Below are 1,613 nucleotides of genomic sequence, written 5' to 3' on the forward strand. Positions count from 1 at the left end.
GTTGAACTGAAATGTTAGAGCGCAGTCCCCACCTAAAATTTTTAATTTAGGTGGGGTTAGCTCGCTCCCCAGCTAAAAAGCGAAGCATCCTCATAAAAAGAGATGCTTTTTTGTTAAAATGTTTTGACGAGATATAGTTAGGTCGAAACTATGGTCAAGAAGAAAGCTAACAAGCAAGTTAAGCGTAAAAAAGTCCAAAAAGAATCAAACATCAGAACTGATATTTGGACTTTAAGTATGACGCAAGAACAGCGGCAATTAGCAATTTTGACTGTAGCTGAATACCGACATTTTCTGAAGCCATTAGTGCTAATTGGCTACTGGAATTGGGGAAAATTATCTCAGCTAACCAGCAACGAGAGGGTTAACACGCTTGAGAGGTTGATTCATAAAACAGCGGATAACCCCAACCCAAAATACCATTGGTACTTTAAAAAGGCTATCAGTAATCATCCGTCCCAGCGTAAATTTCCCAGCTATTTAAGACGCGCTGCTATTCAAGACGCTTTGGGTATTGTTAGTAGCTTTATCACTCGCTGCGACGAGTGGAAAAAGGGCGAAAGGAAACATCGGCACGATAAGCCACCCAAGTTGACTTCAATGTGCAAGAGTTATCCAGCGCTGTACAAAGGTCAACAAGTCAAGTATCATAGCAGTTTCGCTTATATTGAGTTGAAAATTTGGAATGGCACTGACTGGGTATGGATGGAAAACATTCCAGTCCGAAAACATGGGAAGAGTCGGCATACAAGAGTTGGAGCAAAATTACTGTCTCCATCTTTGATCGCTAACAAGCGAAGCGTGCATCTTTCCATGCCTGTCGAGATAAGCCCTCAATTTCTACCAGATTCAGATTATGTTTGTGCAATAGATATTGGCATAAACACAACCGCAACCTGTTCAATAGTTGGCAAAGACGGTACTGTAAAGGCAAGAAAATTCATTAATCCTGCCAGAGACATAGACCGTCGTGACCAGCGAAAACAGCGCATTGCAACCAAGTCAAAACTAACTCGAAAGATAACCAACCAAGACTTACCCAAGGGATTCTGCCAAGGCTTGTATCGGAAGTCTAAAAATCTCAACAAACACATTGCTCAGACGGTTTCAAAAGCAATTATTGATTTTGCTCTAGAGCATAAGGTCAGCGTGATTGTGTTTGAGGACTTATCGAACTGGAAAGCCAAAGGTGGGAAACACAGGTCTTTGCAAAAACAGCGATTTCATCAATGGTGCAAAGACAAATTAGTTGAGTTGACTATCCAGAAATTTTCTGAGTTAGGTGGTAAGGTCAGCAAGGTTAACGCTAAATACACTTCTCGCTACGCCTTTGATGGTAGTGGGGAAGTGAGGCGGAGTAACAAGAAGTACTCCCAAGCAAGATTCCAAAATGGGAAACAATACAACGCTGACTTGTCTGCTTCCTACAATATCGGCGCTCGTTATTGGTACGCCGTATTAACTAATAGTAAATTTACTGGGGTATGGGAAGGCAGAAGTTCCTCCCATACGCTGCGAACGCCAGTGACGCTCAGTACTTTATGGAAACTGAGTCAAGCCTAGCATAAGAATCCCCATCCATAATCGCAAGATTTGGATGGGGTGCGTTCAAG

At 42.2% G+C, this 1,613-nt stretch carries 1 protein-coding gene; it reads left to right on the forward strand.

Annotated features, from left to right (window positions below):
• The first annotated feature begins 150 nt into the window (after positions 1 to 150).
• Positions 151 to 1,563 (forward strand): IS200/IS605 family accessory protein TnpB-related protein, encoded by a 1,413-nt coding sequence (locus tag ACM0OZ_RS48690; RefSeq protein ID WP_414590131.1) that lies wholly within the window; start codon positions 151 to 153, stop codon positions 1,561 to 1,563.
• Positions 1,564 to 1,613: the final 50 nt, after the last annotated feature.

Source organism: Scytonema sp. PCC 10023, assembly GCF_963920835.1.
Classification (GTDB): domain Bacteria; phylum Cyanobacteriota; class Cyanobacteriia; order Cyanobacteriales; family Nostocaceae; genus Kalymmatonema.